The sequence below is a fragment of the Ramlibacter sp. genome, from assembly GCF_028291745.1.
Taxonomy (GTDB): Bacteria; Pseudomonadota; Gammaproteobacteria; order Burkholderiales; family Burkholderiaceae_C; genus Ramlibacter.
The window spans coordinates 87168-101214 of sequence record NZ_JAQGNQ010000046.1; the positions used below are offsets into that span (position 1 = coordinate 87168).

Here is a 14047-nt window from a genome sequence, read left to right on the forward strand (position 1 = left end):
GAGCAGGGCGGTATGGAACAGGCGCAAGGGAGAAGGATGGTGGCTGGCAGCGTTCATGAAGATTCCGAAAGGTCAGGCCCCCATGGTGCTGTGCACGCGGCGCGGCCACAACGAACAAAAGCGAGCTTGGTTATGCGGCGCGCCGCGCTTGCGCGGGCAGGCGGAAGGTGGCGAGTTCGTCGGTCGCGCATTGCGCCACCAGCCCGGTCTCCCACTGCAGGTAGCGGCGCGCGGCATCGAGGTTGCCGTCGTGGCGGTCGTGCACGAAGAACAGGTAGTCGATGCGGTCCGCGTCGGCCGGAGAGTGCGGCGTGGCTTCCTGTGGCCAGCCGGCGTCCGCCAGCGTGGCGGCACGCAGCCACGCGATGCGGGCGTGCCCTGCTTGGCGCAGGTCTGGGGCCGCCAGGCGCGCGACTGCCTCGTCTTCGGCCAGCAGCACGATGAGCGGGTTGCTTGCGTGCGCAACGGTCGCGAGGATGCGCGGCCGGATCGACCAGCGCGCGCCCGCGGCGTGGCCCTGCCGGTAGTCGGCCGAAGGGCGCAGGTCGATCAGCAGCGGCAGCGACGAGCCATCCTGCCGCAGGGCCAGCAGAGCGCCCGCGTCCTGTTCCGGGAGGGCGGGTGGCAGCGTGGCCGCTGCCACCGGGACCCGCAGCGGTGCGGCGATGCCGCCCTCCACGACCGCTGCATCGATGCCGAGGCGGAGCAGCCAGGCCGCGATCACCGGCGCGCGGATGCCGTCGTCGTCCAGCAGCAAGACGCGCGCATGGCGCACGCCGACGTGCTGGTCGGTGGTCTGCAGCAGTTGCCCTCCGGGCACGTGCCGCGCGCCGGGCAGCGAGCCGGTCGCGAATTCGGCGGCGGTGCGCACATCGAAGACATGGGTCGTGCGCTCGGCGTCGTCCAGCCAGGCTTGCGCCTCGCGCGCGGCCAACTGCGGCACGCCGGCACGCTGCGCAAAGGACTGTGCGCGCTTGCGGACGCTGGCCTGTGCGTGGCTGCGAGGCGCCGCTGGCAGCCCGCGCGCGCTGCCCTTCTCGAGCTCCAGTCCCGCGAGTGCCCAGCCTTGCGTCCCGTTCTCCAGTGCATACACCGGATTGGGCAGGCCGAGGTCGCGCAGGATCTGGGCGCCGACGATGCTGCGCGTGCGACCGGCGCAGTGCACCACCACCGGTGTGTGCTCGTCCGGCACGACGCTGCGCCAGCGCAGCGCGAGCTCGCCGTTGGGCACGGGGATCGCGCCGGGGATGGTCATGCGACGGTGTTCCTGCAGTGTGCGGCCATCGAGCAGCACCAGCGGTTCCCCCGAGGCAAGGCGTGCATGCAGCTGCTGCGCGCTCAGCTGCGGCACCGTGAAGGCATGCTCCACGCACTCGCCGAAGGTCTTGGAAGGCAGGTTCTGACCCTGGAACAGCGTGCGTCCGGCGGCGGCCCAGGCCCGGGCGCCGCCTTGCAGCACTTGCACCTGCGTATAGCCGGCATCGCGCAGGCGCCGCGCCGCGCGTGCTGCCACGCCATCGCCGTCGTCGAACAGGACCACGCGCGTGGCGCGCCGCGGCACCAGCAGCGGCACGTCGATTTCCAACCGGCTGTAGGGGGCGGAGACGGCGAGAAAGGGATGGCCCTCGCCGTATTGCCCGTGCTCGCGCACGTCCACCAGTGCGATCTCCAGGCCATCGCGCAAGCACCGCAACAGCGTGGCGGCGTCGATGCCGTCGGCCGCCACGGGACCGACAGGGGCGTTCAGAACAGACTCGGTCATCGGGGCGCCGCCTTCACTTGAGCGAGATGCGGGCGGTGTCGATCACCCGCTGATAGCGCTCGCGCTCCACCCGCAGGCTGGCCGCCAGTTCGGCGCTGCTGCCGCCCGCGACCTTGAAGCCCATGTCGGCCAGCTGCGCCCGCACCTCGGGCTCGCGCAGTACCGTTTCCAGGTCGCGGTGGATCTTCGCCAGCACCGGCGCTGGTGTCCGGGCGGGCGCGAAGTAGCCTTGCCAGCTCTCGACGGAGAAGCCCGGCACCCCGGACTCCGCCATGGTCGGCACCTCGGGCAGGGCGGCGGAGCGATAGGGCGTGGTGACGGCCAGCGCGCGCAGCTTGCCGGCACGCACGTGGTCGGTCACGGCGGCCAGGGTGATCAGCGTCGCGTCCACGTGGCCTGCCAGCACGTCGATGGTGGCCGGCCCGCCGCCCGGGTAGGGGATGTAGTTGACGCGCGCACCGGTCTGCTGTGCGAGCAGCTCGTGGGCCACGTGGGCGATGCCACCGTTGCCCGGCAGCGCCAGCGAGATGGAGAGCGGCTTACTGCGGGCGCGCTGCAGGTACTCGGCCAGCGACTGGATGCCGGTCTTCGGGTTGACCACCAGGATCTGCGGATTGACCACAGCCTTGATCAGCGGCGCGAAGGCCTCGTCGGTGCGATAGGGCAGGCCGGGAAACAGGATCGCGTTGAGCGTGACGCCCTCGCCGCCCTGCAGCAGCGTATAGCCGTCGGGCAGCGCCCTGGCGACGCGCGCGGCGCCGATCGTGCCGCTCGCGCCGGCCACGTTCTCCACGAGCACGGTCTGGCCCCACAGCGCGGTCAGCCGTTCGGCGAGGATGCGCGTGAGCTTGTCGGCGCTGCCGCCGGCGGCGACCGGGACGACGATGTGGACAGGTCGGCTGGGAAAATCAGACGCCGCCGGGCGGCTGCTGGCCGACGCGAGCAAGGGGAGCGGGGCGAGGCCGGTCGCCAGGGCGGCGGCGGAGTGCTTGAGGAAGGCGCGCTTGTGCATGGATGGTTCGAACACCGGAAAGCGAAAGCCTGCGAATCTAGACAGCGCGGGCGGGACCGCGAACGAAGAAAAGCGGATATGGATAGCCGTTTCGCGGCTCGCGCGGCGAGCGCATATCGATAGAGGAAAGCGTTTCTTGCGCCGGTACCGGGCGCGTCCTAAGGTGGAGCGATGAGCACCTCGTCCTCCTCCTTGCAGCCCGATGTCGCCAGCCAGCGAGCCGTCGCCGTGGCCTCCTTCCTCCAGTCCGTGCGGCCCATCGCGCCGGGCGCGCACCACGCGACGCCAGCGCAACTCGGGCAGGTCGCCGCGGCGCTGGAGAAGCTGGCTGGGCAGCAGCACCTGTTTCCCGCCGAACACTTTCCGCATGCGGTGGACATCCCCGTGTACCGCCTGGCCGAAGACGCAGTGGGCCGCAACGCGCTCTATGTCGCCGCGAACCGGCCCGGGGCTTCGCAGCGGCCGCACGACCACACCACCTGGGCGGTGATCGCGGGTGTGCGCGGCGTCGAGCGCAACGTCTTCTACCGCCGAGAGGCGACCGACGAACCAGGGCGCGAGCGCCTGCACGAACTGCGCACCGTGGACGTGGTGGCGGGCAACTCGGTCACCATCGGCCCGCGGGACGTGCACACCATCGAGGCGCGCGGCGACACGCCGTCGCTGCACCTGCATTTCTACGGGCTCGCGCTGGACCGGCTCGAGGAGCGGGTGGTGTTCGACGACCGCAGCGGCGGCGGCTTCCGCCCCTTCCCCGCGCCGGCACGGATCCGCCATGCGCTGGTTTCACCCGCGGCATTGAAGGCGGCGCTGCACGACGGCGCGGAGATCGCGCTGCTCGACGTGCGGGAGACCGGCGTGTTCGCCCGGGGCCACCTGCTGTTCGCCGCTTCCGCCCCGCTGTGGCGGCTGGAGCTGCTGATCGCCAAGCTCGTGCCGCGGCGCGATACGCGCGTGGTGTTGGCGGACGGCGACGAGACGATCGCTCACGACGCGGCTGCCAAGCTGGTGCGGCTCGGGTGGCGCAACGTGTCGGTACTGGCCGGCGGCACGGAGGGCTGGGCGCAGGCGGGCTATGAGGTGTTCAGCGGCACCAACGTCCCGAGCAAGGCCTTCGGCGAGTTGATCGAGCACGAGAAGCACACGCCGTGGATCGACGCCGACGACCTGCACCGGCGGGTCGCGCGCGGCGACAAGCTGGTGGTCGTGGACAGCCGCACGCCGGAGGAGTTCCGCGAGTTCAGCCTGCCGTTCGCGCACAGCCTGCCGGGCGCGGAGCTGGTCTACCGCATCCAGGAGTTGGCGCCCGACCCGGACACCCTCGTGGTGGTCAATTGCGCGGGACGCACGCGCAGCATCGTCGGTGCGCAGACGCTGATCGACGCGGGCATCCCCAATCCTGTCGTGTCGCTCAAGGACGGCACCATGGCCTGGTTGCTGGCCGGCCGCCAGCTCGCGCAGGGGGGTGACACCTCGCTGCCCGAGCCGACGCCGGCGACGCTGGCGCAGGCACGCGAGCGGGCGGCGGCCGTGGCCGAACGCGCCGGGGTCCGGCGCATCGATCTCACGGAGCTCGCGCTGCTGCAGGAGCAGGAGAACCAGCACACGCTTTATCGCTTCGACGTGCGCACGCGCCAGGAGTACGAGGCGGGCCACCTGCCGGGATGGCGCTGGGCGCCAGGCGGCCAGCTGGTGCAGGCGAGCGACGAATACGCGGCGACCCGCCGCGCGCGCATCGTGCTCGCCGACTGGGACGGGGTGCGCGCCCTCACGACCGCGGCCTGGCTGGCCCAGCTCGGAGCGCACGAGGTGTACGTGCACACGCCGCGCGCGCACGCGGAACTCGCGACCGGACCGGAGCCGCAGCGGCTGCTGTCGCTGCACGCGCCGGCGCCGCAGCTGTGGCCGCAGCAGGCCTGGTCGCTGGTTCGCGCGGGCCAGGCGACCCTGTTCGACGTGGACCGGCGCGCAGCCTACGAGAAGCTGCACGTGACCGGCGCGCGCTTTGCCGTTCCGGACCGGCTGGTGGACTTGATCGAGGACTTGCCGCCCGGGCACGCCGTCGTCCTCACCTCGCCTGACGGCGTGCTGGCGCGCAGCGTGGCCGCGGCGCTGGCGCAGCGTTCCGGACGCGACGTGCGCAGCCTCGTCGGCGGCACCCAGGCCTGGTTGGCAGCGGGCCTGCCCACCGGCGGCGGCGCCGACGGCGTGCTCACCGGCGAGGACGACCACTGGTTCAGTCCCTACCACCGCAAGGATGTGACCGACCGCGACGCGGGCTTCCGCGACTACCTGGCCTGGGAGCTCGGACTGGTGGAGCAGTTGCAGCGGGAAGGGACGACCGGGATGTGGCTGCTGCGCGAGAGCACCTGAGCGGAGATCACTTTCAGGTGCGCGGCGGCATTCAGTAGCCGACCGTGAAGCGCTGGCGCGAATGCGCCGGCCGCTCGAGTTCATCGACGAGGGCGATCGCGAAATCTTCCATCGAGATCCAGCTCTTGCCGTGCACGTCGGCAAGAAGACGGTCGCCACCGAGCCGGAACTTGCCGGTTCGCTCACCCGGAGCGAATTCCGCCGAGGGCGAGAGGAAAGTCCAGTCCAGTGCGGTCTGCGTGCGCAGGAACTCGAGAAAGGCGCGCCCGGCAGCGGACTCTGCCCTGTATGCCTCCGGAAACCCCGGGCTGTCCAGGAGCGCCTGTCCGGGTGCGACCTCGAGGCTGCCAGCGCCGCCTACCACCAGCAGCCGTGGAACGCGTGCCTCCTGCAGCGCCGCGACAAGCGCCTTCGCATCGGTCGAAATGAAGCGCGTGGCGCTGATCGCAGCGTCGTGTCCGGCCAGCAGTGGCGCGAGTTGCGCTCGATCGTTCGCGTCGGCCACCTTGACCACCAGCGAGGCACGGGGCTCGACCCCGGCCGCCGATCGGGCAATCCCGGTGACCGAATGGCCGCGCGCCAGCAATTCGGCGAGCACGCGGGAACCCACCCGCCCAGTGACGCCGATCAATGCGATGTTCATGGTTGTCCTCCGCAAGATGCCAGGTGCGAAGTGTGCATCGGATGCGGCGAAGTCGATCTCGGGCCAGATCTTTCCAATTGACGGGGACATGCAGCGCAACTGAGCCGCGGCGGTGCAGAAGGGCTGTGCCGTTCGTCTCTTGGGGGCAGAAAAGCCGAGCGCGGCCGGACCGTTGCGGGCGTACGATCAGCGGGACCAACCCGGTGCAAGGAAAGGGCCCTGCCATGGACGAGAAGGGCATCGAGAACTCGGCTGTCGCGAAGCAACACCAGAGGGCGCCGCTCCTGACGCCCACTGACTTGAAGCACGAAGCCACCCGCGACATCAGCGCCGCCATGAATGCGGTCCTGGCGGACACTTTCGCGCTTTACCTGAAAACGAAGAACTTCCACTGGCACATGAGCGGTCCGCATTTCCGCGACTACCACCTGCTGCTGGACGAACAGGCGGATCAGCTGTTCGCGATGACCGATCCCATCGCCGAGCGCGTGCGAAAACTTGGCGGCTCCACCTTGCGATCCATTGGCCACATCGCGCGTGCCCAGCGGGTGCTGGACAACGACGCAGAATTTGTCCAGCCGCTGGACATGCTGGCCGAATTGCAGGACGACAACAAGGATTTCGCGGCACGCCTGCGCCAGGCGCACGAGCTTTGCGAGGAGCATCGCGACATCGCCACCGCCAGCCTCATAGAGGGATGGATCGACGAGACCGAGCGGCGCTCCTGGTTCCTGTTCGAGGCCAGCAGGCAGGGGGATACCACCGGGCATTGATCTGCTAGCCGCTGCCCATGCCGCGGGATTTGCGCAGTTTGCGCTCCGCGCGCTGAGGCAAGGGCTGGATGGCGAGGGCGGTGGCCACGCCCACGCTCATCACCAGCACGCCGATCAGCCAGTGGCTCCCGCCGTGGGCGAGCTGCCACAGCTCCAGCGGGATGTAGGCGAAGTAACTCGTGAGGCTGGTCCAGCGCGCCCAGGGGCGCCCCTGCCAGAGCCCGGCCGCCTCGATGAAGCGCAGGGCGGCATAGCCGCCCGCCACCGCCAGCAGCAGGTCCTGCGACGAGCGCGACCAGTCCACGACGAAGTGGTGGCTGCGCAGGGCCTGCAGCGGCCATTGCCAGCCGCCGACCGCGACGAGGAGGAGCGCGGCGAGGACCGTGCACCCCTTGCCGACCTCCAGCAGCGCCATGGCGCGCCAACTGCGCGGGGCCGCCGCGTCGCGAGGATGCTGGTCGATGGGAGCGCGCATGCAGCCACGGTACGACGCCTGCGTGTCGGCATCGTTGTGGACCCGCGTGCGCGCATGACGGATGGAACCTGGCCTGTTTCCTCCCAGCCCGATGCCAGTACACGTGTCGCCGCGCGAGGCTAGACGAAGTCGCCGCTCAGCTCCAGCCACAGGTCGATGGGGTTGGCCGGCAGCACGTGCCGCGCGTCGGCCGGGCGCACGATCCAGTCGCCGTCGCGGATCTGGCTGTCGAGCTCGCCGTCGTCCCACACTGTGAAGCCAAGGAAGTACCGGGCCTCGTTCGGCGTGTTCTCGATGATGTCGTCGACGGAAACGCCGTCCAGTACCGCCACCAGCCCGGGCATCAGCGCGACGTAGTTGCTGTCGTGGGGAGGCCGTTGCGTCACGGCGATCACTGAATCCGATTTCACCGGGCCGCCCAGGTACACCTGGTCCGCCACGTTGCGCGTGGCCGCTTGGCCGGGGAACAGGTTTTCCAGTTTCACGCCCGTGGGCCGGTTGAGGATGATGCCCACGTGGCCTTTTCCGTCGGGCAGCGGGGCGGCGAGGACGACCGCCTGCTCGTAGATCGAGTTCGCCTTGTTGCGGGAGGCGACCAGGAGCACCGCTTGCGTGAGATCGCCGGCGCGTGCTGTGCCGGCGAGGCTTGCGAACAGCGCAAGGAGGCAGGCAAGCCAGGCGAGGGAACGCAGCGGTCGGAACAGTGCTTTCATTGCAGACTCCATGAAGCCATCACGGCGAAGGGGAGGCGGACAGCGGGTGGGATGACGTGCTCCGGATCCGCCGCTAGTGGACGGCACCGGCGGATTCCCGGTATGAACCCTGGCGGGGGCCGAAGGGGTCCAGCCCGAAGTCCGCCAGGGCGGCGCGCAGCCTGTGGGTGCTCCCCTGGTGCGAGAGGTTGAGCAGGGCAAAGCGCTGCACGTCGTCCAGCGCTGACCAGGCGTCCTGGGCGAGCCGCGGCAAGCCGAGGCGCTTGATCGCCGTCCTCAGCGCCAGGGGGACCCGCCTGCGCGCGGACCAGGTGCGCGGATCGCACTGCACGGAAAGCGGCGGGCCGAGCCGAAGCACGTCGAGCATGAATTCCAGGTACAGGCGGATGCGCAAGAGTGCATTCGGCACTGCGCAGTCGGTGTCGAGGAGGATCTGGCGAACGGGGAGCGGCAGGCCGCACCATTGGGCCAGCGACAGCTGGATCTCGCACAGGTCCAGCTTCATGCGCACGGACAGCGGCATGTACTCCAGCGTGCGCTCCATGTAGCCTTCGAAAGCGAAAACGCCGGCAACGGGGTGGTGGTCCATGGCTTCAACTCCTCTCGAATGCTCGCCCCGGACCGTCACAGGGATTCCGGCGGCAGTGGTCAGGGTCCGGGGTTCTGCCATGGCGAAATGTGAACGGCCAGGATTACCGTTGGACTACAGGCCGCGGGCTTGGGTGACAACGGTAGTCATGCGCCGGCGCCGCTAGCCAGCGCGCGCGATCGCTGCGGACGCGCCCGGCCGGACCGGGAGAGCCCGCTCTCACCGTGCCGATTCTTTTCGAAACGCGTCGAGCGCAGCCGGCGGCCTAAGATGCCGTGGCGGACCGCCCGCCAAGGAGCCCTTCATGACGCTGGATGAATACAACGCCGCCATCAAACAGATCCTGGAAGAACAACAGAAGATCGCGCAGTCGACCGCCCAGGTCGCGATGTCGGGGCAGGCCAGCCCCACGAACCCGCAGTTCGCCCAGCTCATGGCCAGCCAGTGGGCGCTGATGCAGCAGATCGCCAAGCTCAACACGGAACTGATGATGGGCATCATGGCTCCGAAGAAGTGATCCTGCTGCCAGGTTCTGCCATTTCCGGCATCCCCATCGCATAGCCTGCAGAGGCAACGCACTGGCGAAGCCGATTGCCGGCATCGCCTGTCCAGCGCCCCTCTCGCGCCTGCCCCCTGGCCGGCGCGCTTTCCGAGTCCTTCATTGCCCAAGTCTTCCCCGAAACCTCCTGCCGCTGCGCAGCCGCCGCGGCATTCGACGGCGCGCCGCTGGTGGCTTTGGCCCATCGGCGTCGTGGCCGGCCTGGCCGTCTCGGCGGCCCTCGTGATCGGCGTCAGCGCGGTGATGGTCTATCCCGAGCTGCCCGATGTCGCGTCGCTGGCCGACTACCACCCCAAGCTGCCGCTGCGCGTGCTCGCGAGCGACGGCACGCTGCTCGGCGAGTTCGGCGAGGAGCGACGCACGATGACGCCGATCCACGAGATCCCGGCGGTGATGAAGAACGCCGTGCTGTCCATCGAGGACGCGCGCTTTTACCAGCACGGCGGCGTCGATTACCAGGGCATGCTGCGCGCCTCGCTCGCGAACCTGGCCCACGCCAGGAGCCAGGGCGCGTCCACGATCACGATGCAGGTGGCGCGCAACGTCTATCTCTCGTCCGAGAAGACCTTCACCCGCAAGCTCTACGAGGTGCTGCTCACGTACAAGCTGGAACAGCGGCTGACGAAGGACCAGATCCTCGAGATCTACATGAACCAGATCTACCTGGGCAACCGCGCCTACGGCTTCGCGGCAGCCTGCGAGACCTACTTCGGCAAACCGCTGAAGGACATCACGGTCGCCGAGGCGGCGATGCTCGCCGGGCTGCCCAAGGCACCTTCGGCGTACAACCCGGTCGTCAACCCGACCCGCGCGCGCACGCGGCAGATGTACATCATCGGGCGCATGGAGAACGCCGGCTTCATCACCCAGGACCAGGCCGAAGCGGCCCGCCGGCAGCCGCTGCACGTGCGCAGCGGTCACGATGACCAGGTCCACGCGGCGTACGTCGCCGAGATGGTGCGGCAGCTGGTGTACGCGCAATACGGCGACCAGACCTACACCCGCGGCATCGACGTCCACACGACGATCAACGCCGCCGACCAGGAGGCCGCGTACCGTGCCCTGCGCAAGGGCATCATGCAGTACGAGCAGCGCACCTCCTGGCGTGGGCCCGAGGACTTCGTGGACCTGCCGGCCGACGCAGGCTCGCTGGACGACGCGATCGACGACGCCCTCTCGCAACATCCCGACAACGGCGACGTGCTGGCCGCCGTGGTGCTGGCCGCCAGCCCGCGCAAGGTCACCGCGGTCCGCGGCAACGGCGAACGCATCGAGATCACCCGCGACGGCCTCGACGCGGCGCGCTCCGGCCTCTCGGACAAGGCGACCGCCAGGAGGATGGTCCGCCGCGGCGCGATCGTCCGCGTCCTGAAGACGCCGAAGAACACGTGGGCGCTCACGCAGCTGCCCGAGGTGGAGGGCGCCCTCGTCGCGCTCGATCCGCACGACGGTTCGATCCGCGCGATGGTCGGCGGCTTCGACTTCGACCAGAACAAGTTCAACCATGCGACGCAGGCGTGGCGGCAGCCCGGCTCCGGTTTCAAGCCCTTCATCTATTCCGCGGCGCTGGAGCAAGGCATCTCGGGCGCGACCGTCGTCAACGACGGCCCGCTCGCTACCGACCCTCCCGACAATGGCGGCCAGGCTTGGCAACCCCACAGCCATGGCAGCGCCGAAGGCTCCATCGCCGTGCATACAGGGCTGGCCACCTCGAACAATGCGGTGGCCGTGCGCATCCTCGAAGCGGTCGGCATCGAGAAGGCCCGCGACTGGATCACCCGGTTCGGCTTCGACAAGGACAAGCATCCGCCGTATCCGACGCTGGCACTGGGTGCCGGCTCGGTGACGCCGATGCAGATGGCCGCCGGCTACGCCGTGTTCGCCAACGGCGGCTACCGTGTCGATCCGCGGCTGGTGACGCGCATCACCGACGCGCGCGGCAAGGACCTGGTGGCCAGCCCCGCAGCGCCGCTCGACGAGTCGCGGCGCGCCATCTCCCCGCGCAATGCCTTCGTGATGGACACCCTGCTGCAGGAGGTCGCGCGCGAAGGCACGGCAGCGCGCGTGCAAAAGGAGCTGCAGCGTCCCGACCTCTATGGCAAGACGGGCACCACCAACGATTCGGTCGACAGCTGGTTCAACGGCTTCCAGCCCGATCTGGTGGCGACCGTCTGGGTCGGCTACGACACGCCCAAGTCGCTGGGCGAGCGGGAGACCGGCGCCAGCGTCAGCGTGCCGATCTGGATCGACTTCATGCGTACCGCGCTGAAGGGCACGGCGCAGAAGGAGCCGCCGGTTCCGGGTGGCGTGGTGCAGGAGAACGGAAGCTGGACCTACGAGGAATTCACCGGTGGCCGAGGCGTGGCATCCGTGGGACTGCCCACGGCGACTGCGCCGGCGGCGGGCGACGCCAACTAGCGATCGCCGCGGCAGGCAAGTTCAAGCTGGCGGCCGCGACAGCGCGCGCTGCGCTCGGGACAGTCCGGCGCGTGCGATGCGCTCCACGTACAGGTAGACCACCGGCGTGGTGAACAGCGTCAGCACCTGGGACAGCAGCAGCCCGCCGACCAGCGCTATGCCAACGGGCGAACGCAGCTCGGAGCCCGCGCCGCTGCTCAGGGCCAGGGGCAGGGCGCCCAGCAGGGCCGCGCCGGTGGTCATCATGATCGGCCGAAAGCGCAGCAGGCAGGCCTGCCTGATCGCCTCCCGGGCCGTGACACCCTCGCGCTGTCGCAATTCCTGGGCGACATCGACCATCATGATCCCGTTCTTCTTGACGATGCCGATCAGCAGGATCACGCCGATCAGCGAAATGACGCTCAGGTCCTGCTTCGCCAGGATCAGGGCCAACAGGGCGCCCAGGCCCGCGGAGGGCAGCGTGCTGAGGATCGTCACCGGATGCGCGAAGCTCTCGTACAGCACGCCCAGCACGATGTAGACCGCGGCGATGGCAGCGGCCACCAGCCAGGGCTCGCTGCCGCTGGAGGCCTGGAAGGCCTTGGCATTGCCCTCGAAGCCGCCATGCAGCGTCTGCGGCAATTCAGCGCCTTGCAAGGCCTTCTGGACGGCGGCGACCGCATCGCCCAGCGCCACCCCGGGGGCGAGGTTGAACGACAGCGTGGCCGCCGGGAACTGCCCCTGGTGATTGACCTGGATCGGGGCCCAGCTGTTCTCCAGCCGGGTGAAGGAGCTCAGTGGCACCAGCGCGCCACTGGCCGAGGGCACGCGCACTTGCGCGAGCGCGGCGCGGTCGGTCTTCTGGTCCGGCAGCACTTCCATCACGACCCGGTACTGGTCGCTCTGGGTGAAGATCGTGCCGACGATGCGCTGGCCGAAAGCGTCGTACAAAGTGTCATCCAGAACCTGCGGCGTGATGCCGAAAGCGGCGGCATTCTCCCGGTCGACGACCAGCGTGGCGTGCTGGACCCCGGCTTCGAGATCGGTGGTGACGTCGCTCAGCTGCGGCAACTGCTTGAGCACGTCGACCAGCCGCGGCACCCACGCGGTGAGTTCCGCCAGGTTCGTGTCTTCCAGCGTGTACTGGAACTGCGTGGCGCTGCTGCGCCCGCCGATCTGCAGCTCCTGCCGGGTGCGCAGGTGCGTCTCGATGTCCGGCAGGTCTGCCACCGAGCGCCGCAGGCGGCCCATGATCGCCGTGGCGGAGCTGCTGCGTTCCGAGAAGGGCTTGAGGTTGACGACCAGCCGGCCCTCGTTCAGGGGCGAGGGATTGATCCAGCTGTAGACGTTGGCCACATCGGGGTCGGCCACCACCTTGCGCACGACTTGCAACTGCAGCCGTGCCATGGCTGGCGACGAGATATCGGTCCGCGCTTGCGTGCTGGCCAGGATCTGCCCGGTGTCCTGCTCCGGGAAGAAGCCCTTGGGGATCAGGACATAGAGGGCGGCGGTCACGACCAGAACGCACAAGGTCACACCCAGCGTCAGCGCCGGGTGCCGCAGGACGCGGTCCAGGCCGCGCCCGTAGGCAGCCGCGAAGCGGGCGTAGCCGGACTCCAGCGCCGCGGTCAGGCGGGTCGGGCGGCGGCCCAGCTCCAGGCCCAGGAAGAGCCGGCACAGCATGGGCGTGATCGACAGCGACACCACGGCGGACACCAGCAAGGCGATGCACAGGGTGACCGAGAACTCACGGAACAGGCGGCCCACCACGCCGCCCATGAACACCAGGGGGATCAGTGCCGCGATCAGCGAGACGGTCATGGAGACCACGGTGAAGGCGACCTCGCCGGCGCCGGTGAGCGCCGCCTGCAGCGGCGGCTTGCCCATCTCGACGTGCCGGATGATGTTCTCGATCACCACGATCGCGTCGTCCACGACGAATCCGACCGCGATCGTCACGCTCATGAGGGACAGGTTGTCGATCGAGTAGCCCAGGGCCGCCAGCACCGCCAGCGTGCCGGCGATCGACAGCGGGATGGAAAGCACCGGGATCAGCGTCGACCAGAAGCCGTGCAGGAAGACGAACACCACCAGCACGACGAGCGCCACCGTGAACAGCAGCGTGCGCTGCACGTCGAAGATGCTGGCCCGGATCGTCTGGGTGCGGTCGTTGACCACTTCCACCCGCACCGATCCCGGCAGGGCACGTTCCAGGTCCGGCAAGGCCCGTCGCACGGCGTCCACCGTCTGCACCACGTTGTGCCCGGGCTGCTTGTGGATGTCGACGATGATGGCGCGGTGCTCGCCGATCCAGGCGGCCTGGTTCACGTCCTGCGGGCCGGCCACCGCGCGGCCGACGTCGCGCACATGGATGGCGCTGCCGTTGCGCCAGGCGAGCACGGCGTCGTCGTATTCGGAGGCCCGTACCAGCTGATCGGATGCGTCCAGCGTCACCGATCGTTCGGGTCCGTCGAGGGTGCCCTTGGGCGCGTTCACCGATACCACGCCGAGCGCCGCCCGCACCTGCTCCAGGCTCAGTCCCAGGGCATTGAGCTTGTTCACATCCAGCTGGACCCGGATCGCGGGCTTTTGCTCGCCATGCAGGTCGATCAGCCCGACCCCCGGAATGCGCGAAAGTTGCTGCGCGATGTAGGTGTCGGCGTAGAAGTCCAGCTCGTGCAGCGGCATCGCATCCGAGGTGACCGCGATCGACATGATCTGGAAGTCCGCGGGATTCGCCTTCTCCCAGGT

General features: G+C 69.3%; 11 protein-coding genes. 4 read left to right on the plus strand and 7 right to left on the minus strand.

Annotated features, from left to right (window positions below):
- Positions 1-130 precede the first annotated feature (130 nt).
- Both JWP60_RS07315 and JWP60_RS07320 read right to left on the minus strand, forming a co-directional pair.
- Entirely contained in the window at positions 131-1762 is a 1632-nt protein-coding gene (locus JWP60_RS07315) for a rhodanese-like domain-containing protein (RefSeq protein ID WP_299788490.1), read from the minus strand.
- 13 nt (positions 1763-1775) lie between these two features.
- Positions 1776-2774 carry a tripartite tricarboxylate transporter substrate binding protein gene (locus tag JWP60_RS07320; protein ID WP_299788493.1) on the minus strand — a complete coding sequence of 333 codons (999 nt, stop codon included), beginning with the start codon at positions 2772-2774 and terminating at the stop codon, positions 1776-1778.
- Between the two features lie 171 nt (positions 2775-2945).
- Between JWP60_RS07320 and JWP60_RS07325 the strand changes: the two genes are divergently transcribed.
- Entirely contained in the window at positions 2946-5147 is a 2202-nt protein-coding gene (locus JWP60_RS07325; protein WP_299788495.1) for a rhodanese-like domain-containing protein, read from the plus strand.
- A gap of 31 nt (positions 5148-5178) precedes the next feature.
- Here JWP60_RS07325 and JWP60_RS07330 read toward each other — a convergent pair whose 3' ends face one another.
- Positions 5179-5790, minus strand: a complete 612-nt coding sequence (locus JWP60_RS07330; protein WP_299788498.1) for an NAD(P)-dependent oxidoreductase — start codon at positions 5788-5790, stop codon at positions 5179-5181.
- 224 nt (positions 5791-6014) lie between these two features.
- On the opposite strand from JWP60_RS07330, the gene JWP60_RS07335 reads away from it, so the two are divergent.
- Positions 6015-6563 carry a DNA starvation/stationary phase protection protein gene (locus tag JWP60_RS07335; RefSeq protein WP_299788501.1) on the plus strand — a complete coding sequence of 183 codons (549 nt, stop codon included), beginning with the start codon at positions 6015-6017 and terminating at the stop codon, positions 6561-6563.
- A gap of 4 nt (positions 6564-6567) precedes the next feature.
- Here the strand turns inward: JWP60_RS07335 and JWP60_RS07340 are convergent, their stop codons facing one another.
- The 3 genes from JWP60_RS07340 to JWP60_RS07350 form a co-directional block, all read right to left on the minus strand.
- On the minus strand, positions 6568-7038 hold the full coding sequence (locus JWP60_RS07340; protein WP_299788504.1) for a DUF2127 domain-containing protein: 471 nt from the start codon (positions 7036-7038) through the stop codon (positions 6568-6570).
- Positions 7039-7157: 119 nt separating this feature from the next.
- The gene (locus JWP60_RS07345) at positions 7158-7751 is read right to left on the minus strand and encodes a YqgE/AlgH family protein (protein WP_299788507.1); all 594 of its coding nucleotides are present in this window, start codon (positions 7749-7751) and stop codon (positions 7158-7160) included.
- Between the two features lie 73 nt (positions 7752-7824).
- Positions 7825-8340 carry a nitrate reductase associated protein gene (locus JWP60_RS07350; RefSeq protein WP_299788510.1) on the minus strand — a complete coding sequence of 172 codons (516 nt, stop codon included), beginning with the start codon at positions 8338-8340 and terminating at the stop codon, positions 7825-7827.
- A 304-nt stretch (positions 8341-8644) separates the two neighbouring features.
- Between JWP60_RS07350 and JWP60_RS07355 the strand changes: the two genes are divergently transcribed.
- Both JWP60_RS07355 and JWP60_RS07360 read left to right on the plus strand, forming a co-directional pair.
- Positions 8645-8857 (plus strand): hypothetical protein, encoded by a 213-nt coding sequence (locus JWP60_RS07355; protein ID WP_299788513.1) that lies wholly within the window; start codon positions 8645-8647, stop codon positions 8855-8857.
- Positions 8858-9142: 285 nt separating this feature from the next.
- Positions 9143-11317, plus strand: a complete 2175-nt coding sequence (locus tag JWP60_RS07360; protein WP_363320833.1) for a PBP1A family penicillin-binding protein — start codon at positions 9143-9145, stop codon at positions 11315-11317.
- A 21-nt stretch (positions 11318-11338) separates the two neighbouring features.
- On the opposite strand, the gene JWP60_RS07365 is transcribed toward JWP60_RS07360, so the two are convergent.
- The coding region (locus JWP60_RS07365; RefSeq protein ID WP_299788516.1) for an efflux RND transporter permease subunit at positions 11339-14047 on the minus strand (2709 nt) is incomplete at its 5' end.

Excerpts from the sequence above, each read along its gene's own strand:
- JWP60_RS07315 (WP_299788490.1), bottom strand. The coding sequence starts at position 1,762 with ATGACCGAGTCTGTTCTGAACGCCCCTGTCGGTCCCGTGGCGGCCGAC.
- JWP60_RS07320 (WP_299788493.1), bottom strand. The coding sequence starts at position 2,774 with ATGCACAAGCGCGCCTTCCTCAAGCACTCCGCCGCCGCCCTGGCGACC.
- JWP60_RS07325 (WP_299788495.1), top strand. The coding sequence starts at position 2,946 with ATGAGCACCTCGTCCTCCTCCTTGCAGCCCGATGTCGCCAGCCAGCGA.
- JWP60_RS07330 (WP_299788498.1), bottom strand. The coding sequence starts at position 5,790 with ATGAACATCGCATTGATCGGCGTCACTGGGCGGGTGGGTTCCCGCGTG.
- JWP60_RS07335 (WP_299788501.1), top strand. The coding sequence starts at position 6,015 with ATGGACGAGAAGGGCATCGAGAACTCGGCTGTCGCGAAGCAACACCAG.
- JWP60_RS07340 (WP_299788504.1), bottom strand. The coding sequence starts at position 7,038 with ATGCGCGCTCCCATCGACCAGCATCCTCGCGACGCGGCGGCCCCGCGC.
- JWP60_RS07345 (WP_299788507.1), bottom strand. The coding sequence starts at position 7,751 with ATGAAAGCACTGTTCCGACCGCTGCGTTCCCTCGCCTGGCTTGCCTGC.
- JWP60_RS07350 (WP_299788510.1), bottom strand. The coding sequence starts at position 8,340 with ATGGACCACCACCCCGTTGCCGGCGTTTTCGCTTTCGAAGGCTACATG.
- JWP60_RS07355 (WP_299788513.1), top strand. The coding sequence starts at position 8,645 with ATGACGCTGGATGAATACAACGCCGCCATCAAACAGATCCTGGAAGAA.
- JWP60_RS07360 (WP_363320833.1), top strand. The coding sequence starts at position 9,143 with ATGGTCTATCCCGAGCTGCCCGATGTCGCGTCGCTGGCCGACTACCAC.